We start from the raw sequence: 6,504 nt of genomic DNA on the forward strand, positions 1-6,504 counted from the left end.
CTTCCGGGTTTCAAGAGAGAGAACGCATGCTCAACAACGACCGGCTATTGGTGCAGATCCTCTTGCTGGCCCTGCTCGGGGCCGCCTTGTGGGTCATGGCGCCGTTCATTTCCGCGCTGCTCTGGGGCGCGATCCTGGCCTATGCCAGCTGGCCGCTGATGCGCCTGGTCACGCGCCTGTGTGGCGGGCGGGAAACCCTTGCGGCAAGCTTCCTCACTACCCTGTGGCTGCTGCTGGTGGCCTTGCCCCTGGTCTGGCTGGGCTTCAACCTGGCCGACCATGTCCGTGATGCCACCGCCTTCATACGTGATGTGCAGGTCGACGGCCTGCCCGACGCGCCGTCCTGGCTGGCCGGCGTGCCCTTCGTCGGCGAGCGCCTGGTGGGCTACTGGAACTCCATCGACCAGCAGGGCGCGGCGTTGCTGGCGACGGTCAAGCCTTATCTCGGCCAGGTGGGCAACTGGCTGCTGGCGCGCAGCGCGCAGATCGGCAGCGGTATTGTCGAGCTGATCCTCAGCCTGGTCTTCGTGTTCTTCTTCTATCGCGACGGGCCGCGCCTGGCGGCCTTCGTCCTGCGCCTGCTGGAGCGCCTGGTCGGCGATCGCGGCAACTACTACCTCGACCTGGTGGCCGGCACCGTGCAGCGGGTGGTCAACGGCGTGATCGGCACCGCCGCCGCCCAGGGCCTGCTGGCGCTGATCGGTTTCCTCATCGCCGGGGTTCCGGGGGCGCTGGTGCTCGGCCTGGTGACCTTCATGCTCAGCCTGATTCCCATGGGCCCGCCGCTGGCCTGGATTCCGGCCACCGCCTGGCTGGCCTGGCAGGGCGAGTACGGCATGGCGGTCTTCCTCGGAATCTGGGGCACCTTCATCATCAGTGGTGTCGACAACGTGCTGAAGCCGTACCTGATCAGCCGCGGTGGTGATCTGCCCTTGGTAATCGTGTTGCTGGGTGTCTTCGGAGGGTTGCTGGCCTTCGGCTTCATCGGCCTGTTCATCGGCCCGACCCTGCTGGCGGTGGGCTACAGCCTGCTGGTGGACTGGTCCAATCACCAGTCCCCGGTCAATCGCAGTTAATCCAGATCCAGCTTGGCCTCGATGCGATCCAGATGCACATGCATCAGGCGCAGCGCGGCCTCGCTGTCACCATCCTCCAGTGCATCCACCAGCGCTGCATGTTCCTCCCAGGCGCAATGCTCGCAGCCATGCTGCTCGTACTTGGCGATGATCAACGAGGTCATCGGCACCAGGCCGTTGAGAAAGCGCGTCAGCGGCGCGTTGTCGGCGATCTCCGCCAGCTTCAGGTGAAACTCGCCGCCCAGGCGGATCGCCGTGCAGCGTTGGCCCTGCTCATGGCTGAGGCGCTCGCGGGCGATCAGCTCGCGCAACTGACGCAACTGCCCCGGCCGCGAGCGGCGCGCGGCCAGTTCGATCAGGGTGGTTTCCGCCAGCCGCCGGGCGCTCAGTACCTGCCGCGCCTGCTGCGGATCCGGTGCGGCCAGGCGCGCGGTGTGGGCCGGGCGCTGAACGATCACCTGCTGGTCCGATAGCCGTCCCAGCACCCGGCGGATCACCGTGCGGCTGACGCCGAAGGCCTGGCCGAGGGCCAGTTCGGTTAGCGGCGTGCCCGGAGTCAGCCGCTGTTCGAGGATTGCGTCGAACAGTTGCGGATAGATTTCTTCGGCGGACATCCGGCGTCCGCCGCCAGCCATGAGGAAGGGCAGGGAAGTATTCATTCTCGCGCTCCTGGATTCAGTAACCCGGCTGTTCGTCCGGGATCTTCAGTTCGATACCCATGCGTCGGCCTTCCTCAAGGATGTGCCGGCGCATCTGTGCGCTGGCCTGGGCGCTGTCCTTGTTGCGGATGGCACGCACCACCGCTTCGTTCTCGGCCAGTCGCGCGGCCAGGTGCTCGGGGGACTTGCGCAGCACCTGGGCGCTCTGCTTGAGGGCGTTGCTGGTCTGCTGCACCACGCTCTGGAAGATCGGGTTGGAGGTCAGGGCGAACAGCGCTTCGTGGAAGGCGATGTAGGCGTTGACCCCGGCCTCCGCGTCGTCGGCTTCGAGGGCCTCGCGCATGTCCATCAGGGTCAGGCGCAGTTGCCCGGTCTCGCTGCTGCTGATGGACTGCGCCACCAGCCCGACGATGAAGGGCTCCAGGGTGTAGCGCAGTTGCAGTACATCCTCGAGGCTGGCCTCGGCCACCGAAGCCGGGACCAGGGTCGGTTCGGCGCTGTCCGGGTCGAGTACCAGCACCCCCTTGCCTGGCATCGAACGCACCAGGCCGAGGGTTTCCAGTACCGTCACCGCTTCGCGCAGGCTGGGCCGGCTGATGCCCAACTGCTCGGCCAGCTCGCGCTGCCCGGGCAGCATGTCGCCGGAGCGCCATTGGCCTCGGGCCAGGGCCTGGCGCAGTTTTTCCACAACTGCGTTGACTACGGTCGATGAGGTGATCACAGGTCGCTCCAGGATAAATCGGTCAAGGCTCAGAACTCTTGTTGGTGGGCCGTTTTGCGCGGTTGAAAGGTATAGCCCTGCTTGCCGCTAAGTACGTTGTGCGCGCGATCCAGGTCGATGTCCTTCTCCCAGCGGGCGATGGCCACGGTGGCGACACAGTTGCCGATCAGGTTGGTCAGGGCGCGGCCGATGCCCATGAACCAGTCCACCGCCAGCACCAGCACCAGGCCTACCACCGGGATCGCCGGGATCGCGGTCAGGGTGGCGGCGAGGATCACCAGGGCCGAACCAGGGATGCCGTGGGCGCCTTTGGAGGTGACCAGCGACACCAGCAGGATGGTCAGCAGGTCGGTCATGGCCAGTGGCGTGCCGGTGGCATTGGCGATGAACACGATGGCCAGGGTCAGGTAGATGGAGAAGCCATCGAGGTTGAAGGAGTAGCCAGTGGGAATCACCAGGCCCACGGTGGAGCTGCCGATGCCCAGGTGTTCAAGCTTGCGCATGATCTGCGGCAGCACGGCATCGGACGAAGCGGTACCGAGGACGATGGTCAGCTCCTCGCGCAGGTACTTGAGGAAGGGCAGCATCTTCAGGCCCGACACGCGCATCACCACGCCGAGGATGATCAGTACGAAGCCGGCGCAGGTCAGGTAGAACAGCGCGACCAGGCCGCCCAGGTGCTGCAGCGAATCGAGGCCGTACTTGCTGGTGGTGAAAGCGATGGCGCCGAAAACGCCGATGGGGGCCAGGCGCACGATCATGCCCATGATGCGGAAGATCACGTGGCTCAGTTCGTTGATCAGCCGCGAGATCCCCGAGGCCGATTCGCCCACCAGGTTCAGGGCGCTGCCGAACAGCACGGAGAACAGCAGGACCTGGAGGATGTTGTTGTCGGCGAAGGCACCGATCACCGAGGTGGGGATCAGATCCATCAGGAAGGTAGTGGTGCTGTGGATATGCTGGCCGCGTTCGGCGAGGGCGCCGGCGTCGGTGGCCGAGAGCTGGTCCAGATGGATGTTGGCGCCGCTACCGATGCCGGTAGTGAAGGCGAACACCAGGCCCAGGACCAGGGCGATGGTGGTGAGTATTTCGAAATAGATCACCGATTTCAGGCCGATGCGCCCGACTTTCTTAAGGTCGCCGGCGCCGGAAATGCCGCTGACCACCACGCAGAACACGATCAGGCCGATCAGCATCTTGATCAGCTTGATGAAACCGTCACCGAGGGGTTTGAGTTGCAGGGAGAGGTCGGGGAAGCTCAGACCGCAGGCGATGCCGAGCATCAGGCCGAGCACTACTTGGAGAAAGATCGAACGCGAGCACCATTTGAGCATGGGAGGGATCTCTGATCGGTGTCCTGGCTGCCATGACGAAGATGGCGCGTCGGACTTAATTATTGTGGTCTTACCGGTATGTCCAGTGCGCGGCCACTATACCCACTGGTTTTCAGCTTTCGCAAGAGGTCACCCGACAATTGGTTTTACCGGTCTGACCAGTAATGGCGCAATGATACTGTTCTTGCTAGGTGCGAACCATTCTGTCGCGGTGCCGTTATTTATGGCTCGGACATCGCCTGGTCGACGGCGGCAATCAGTTTGCTCAGGTCCTTGCGCGGGGCTTTATGGATGACGCCGAACAGGTAGGCGCGTTGCTCGTCCTCGCTGTCGAGGTCGGTGAAAAAGGCGGTGAGTCTGACGCCCAGGATCCGGGCAAAAACAAAGAGGGCTTCGACGCTGGGTGTGTAGGTACCGGTTTCAAAGCGGCTTATGGTTTTGGGATCGAATCCGGACTTCTCCCCCAGTTCTGCCTGGGTGAGCCCCGCGACCTTGCGATAGCGTCTGATGGCTGACCCCAAACTTGAAATTTCCATCGCTCAATTCCCTTTTAGAATCAAGAACTTAACGATAAATAATTTTAAAGGACAACCTCCGGTGCCATCACCTTGGATTGCAAAAGGTGATGCTTCTCGTAGAATTTGCTCCCTGGACAGGTTTTCCCGCAGCGGGTTTCGGAGAGAACAACCCGTGTATTTCCTGCGGCTCATGGAGCTTTATCGTGCGTCCCAAGTTGCCAATCACTGCCGCCCGGCAGACATTTTCCTACCCGCAACGGCTGATGTGCGCAGATTACCTGCTACCGCCGCCCTTCGGGCTGGAACCAGCGAAACAGACGCTTCGAGCCTTGGTGCCCGATGGAGTGGGGCATGGGTGAGAGTTACCGTACGGCCGTCGACGCCGCCGCGATCTTTTCCGAGACCGATCTGGACGGGCGTATCACCTACGTCAACGATCAGTTCTGCGCCATTTCCGGCTATACCCGCGAGGAACTGCTGGGGGCCGACCACCGCATCCTCAATTCGGGCCAGCACGAGCCCCAGGTGTTCAGCGAGATGTGGCGCACCCTGACCGACGGTCAGGTGTGGAAGGGCGAGTTGTGCAACCGGGCCAAGGATGGGTCGCTGTTCTGGGTCGACAGCACCATCGTGCCGCTCTTCGACCGGGACACCGGCGAGCTGCGCAAATACGCCTCCATTCGCTTTGACGTCACCCACAAGCGTCAGCTCCTGCATACCTTGCAATGGCGGGTCGGCCACGACATGTTGACCGGCCTGCCCAATCGGTCCTGCCTGGGCGAGTTGCTCGACGAGGCGCTGCAGCGGGCGCGCGCCGCGAAGGGCTCGCTGGCGGTATGCATGCTCGACCTCGATGGTTTCAAGGCGGTCAACGACGGTTACGGCCATGACAGCGGCGACCTGCTGCTGGTGGAAGTGGCGCGCCGCCTGAAGCGTTTCCTCGGCGCGGGGGATGCCCTGGCGCGGCTGTCCGGCGATGAGTTCGTGCTGATCCTGGGGGATATCCAGGGGCCGCCGTGCCTGCAGGATGTTCTTGAGCAGATCCTTCGCGCCATGGCCGTACCCTGCATGATCCGCGGCCGCTCCATCAGCGTCAGCGCCAGCATCGGCGTGACCCGCTTCCCCCATGACAACGATGACGCCGATACCCTGCTGCGCCATGCCGACCAGGCCATGTACCTGGCCAAGCAGCGCGGGCGCAACCGTTACCATCTGTTCGATGTGTCCTTGGACAAGGAAGTCAAGGCCACGCACCAGACCGTCGAGCAGGTGCGCCATGCCCTGCACCACGGTGACCTGTCGCTCTATTACCAGCCCAAGGTCAACATGCGCAGCGGCGCGGTGGTGGGTTTCGAGGCGTTGTTGCGCTGGAACCACCCGGTCCGCGGCGTGGTGCCGCCAGGGGATTTCCTGCCGTTGGTGGAACGCACCGACCTGATCGTCGATATCGGCGAATGGGTGATCGACCGGGCGCTGGCGCAGATGCAGCAATGGCAGGCGCTGGGCTGCCACTGGCCGGTGAGCGTGAATATCGCCGCCCGGCATTTCCAGCGCGATGACTTTGTCGTGCGTCTGCAACGCTTGCTGGCGCGGCATGCCTCGGTGGCGCCGCAGATGCTCGATCTGGAGATTGTCGAGTCGGTGGCGATCGAGAATATCCAGCGCGTCAGCGACTGCCTGGAAGCTTGCCAGCGCCTTGGCGTGCGCTTCTCCCTGGATGATTTCGGTACTGGGTATTCCTCGCTCAGCTACCTCAAGCGACTACCGACCCAGACCATGAAGATCGACAAGTCCTTTATCCAGGACATCCTCCATGACCAGGACGACCTGGCGCTGACCCGTGCGGTGATCGGGCTGGCCCGGGAGTTCGATCGCCAGGTGATTGCCGAAGGCGTGGAGACCGTGGCCCACGGCGAGTTGCTGATGGACCTGGGCTGTGATATCGCCCAGGGCTATGGCATCTCCCGACCGATGCCGGCGGGGCAGGTGGTGGAGTGGGTGGAGCGCTTCCAGCAGCCGCGGGAGTGGCGGGTGAAGGCGTTGGGGGTGCTGTGATGCTGGTGGCCTCATCGCTGGCAAGCCAACTCCCACAGTGACCGCGTGCACCGCTGAACCTGTGGGAGCTGGCTTGCCAGCGATAGGCATGGGTATCTACACATCTCAATTAGGCGCAACACGAACTCTGTGGGAGATTCT

At 63.4% G+C, this 6,504-nt stretch carries 6 protein-coding genes; 2 read left to right on the forward strand and 4 right to left on the reverse strand.

Annotated features, from left to right (window positions below):
* The first annotated feature begins 26 nt into the window (after positions 1-26).
* Complete coding sequence (locus tag ACODSK_RS22715; protein WP_489019334.1) at positions 27-1,076, forward strand: AI-2E family transporter; 1,050 nt, start codon at positions 27-29, stop codon at positions 1,074-1,076.
* Here the strand turns inward: ACODSK_RS22715 and ACODSK_RS22720 are convergent.
* The 4 genes from ACODSK_RS22720 to ACODSK_RS22735 form a co-directional block, all read right to left on the reverse strand.
* Positions 1,073-1,735 carry a GntR family transcriptional regulator gene (locus ACODSK_RS22720; RefSeq protein ID WP_489019335.1) on the reverse strand — a complete coding sequence of 221 codons (663 nt, stop codon included), beginning with the start codon at positions 1,733-1,735 and terminating at the stop codon, positions 1,073-1,075. The genes ACODSK_RS22715 and ACODSK_RS22720 overlap by 4 nt on opposite strands.
* A 16-nt stretch (positions 1,736-1,751) precedes the next feature.
* Positions 1,752-2,456, reverse strand: a complete 705-nt coding sequence (locus ACODSK_RS22725) for a FadR/GntR family transcriptional regulator (protein WP_489019336.1) — start codon at positions 2,454-2,456, stop codon at positions 1,752-1,754.
* Positions 2,457-2,485: 29 nt separating this feature from the next.
* Positions 2,486-3,790 (reverse strand): C4-dicarboxylate transporter DctA, encoded by a 1,305-nt coding sequence (locus ACODSK_RS22730; protein ID WP_489019337.1) that lies wholly within the window; start codon positions 3,788-3,790, stop codon positions 2,486-2,488.
* 221 nt (positions 3,791-4,011) lie between these two features.
* Entirely contained in the window at positions 4,012-4,326 is a 315-nt protein-coding gene (locus ACODSK_RS22735) for a helix-turn-helix domain-containing protein (RefSeq protein ID WP_489019338.1), read from the reverse strand.
* A 333-nt stretch (positions 4,327-4,659) separates the two neighbouring features.
* On the opposite strand from ACODSK_RS22735, the gene ACODSK_RS22740 reads away from it, so the two are divergent.
* Complete coding sequence (locus tag ACODSK_RS22740) at positions 4,660-6,363, forward strand: putative bifunctional diguanylate cyclase/phosphodiesterase (RefSeq protein WP_489019339.1); 1,704 nt, start codon at positions 4,660-4,662, stop codon at positions 6,361-6,363.
* Positions 6,364-6,504 lie beyond the last annotated feature (141 nt).

It is taken from the genome of Pseudomonas sp. FG98 (assembly GCF_057808595.1).